At 46.3% G+C, this 629-nt stretch carries 5 tRNA genes; all 5 read left to right on the top strand.

Features of this window, described 5'->3' with window-relative positions:
- Positions 1 to 4: 4 nt before the first annotated feature.
- The 5 genes from A923_RS0121860 to A923_RS0121840 all read left to right on the top strand — a co-directional run bounded on the left by A923_RS0121860 (position 5) and on the right by A923_RS0121840 (position 545).
- Positions 5 to 81: transfer RNA gene (locus A923_RS0121860), tRNA-Met, on the top strand.
- Between the two features lie 29 nt (positions 82 to 110).
- Positions 111 to 186 (top strand) — tRNA-Val (locus tag A923_RS0121855).
- A 55-nt stretch (positions 187 to 241) separates the two neighbouring features.
- Positions 242 to 317 (top strand) — tRNA-Lys (locus tag A923_RS0121850).
- A gap of 36 nt (positions 318 to 353) precedes the next feature.
- Positions 354 to 430, top strand: a tRNA-Met gene (locus tag A923_RS0121845).
- 39 nt (positions 431 to 469) lie between these two features.
- Positions 470 to 545: transfer RNA gene (locus A923_RS0121840), tRNA-Val, on the top strand.
- Positions 546 to 629 lie beyond the last annotated feature (84 nt).

Below are 629 nucleotides of genomic sequence, written 5' to 3'. Positions count from 1 at the left end.
TTGTCGCGGGATGGAGCAGTCTGGTAGCTCGTCGGGCTCATAACCCGAAGGTCGTAGGTTCAAATCCTGCTCCCGCAACCATTTCTATTACCAATTCACTTGGTATATGTGGGTCCTTAGCTCAGTTGGGAGAGCATCGCCCTTACAAGGCGAGGGTCACTGGTTCAAGCCCAGTAGGACCCACCACAAATTATTAAGTTTTGTTATGCGAGTAACGAGACTTTATAAAGAAAGGCTACGGGGGCTGTTAGCTCAGTTGGTAGAGCAGTTGACTTTTAATCAATTGGTCGAAGGTTCAAATCCTTCACAGCCCACCACTTTCTTTCGTTCTGATGAAGAACACACAGCATTGTCGCGGGATGGAGCAGTCTGGTAGCTCGTCGGGCTCATAACCCGAAGGTCGTAGGTTCAAATCCTGCTCCCGCAACCAGTTTTAACGATAGATATAACTATCGATAAAAAAATAAGTGGGTCCTTAGCTCAGTTGGGAGAGCATCGCCCTTACAAGGCGAGGGTCACTGGTTCAAGCCCAGTAGGACCCACCACAATTATTAAGTTTGGTTATCTATATTTAATATAATTAACGAGACTTTTTAAAGAAAGTATTCGGGGGCTGTTAGCTCAGTTGG

It is taken from the genome of Moritella dasanensis ArB 0140 (assembly GCF_000276805.1).
Classification (GTDB): Bacteria; Pseudomonadota; Gammaproteobacteria; order Enterobacterales; family Moritellaceae; genus Moritella; species Moritella dasanensis.
The sequence above is the reverse complement of the archived record's forward strand: the minus strand, read 5'-3'. Positions and strand labels throughout refer to the sequence as shown.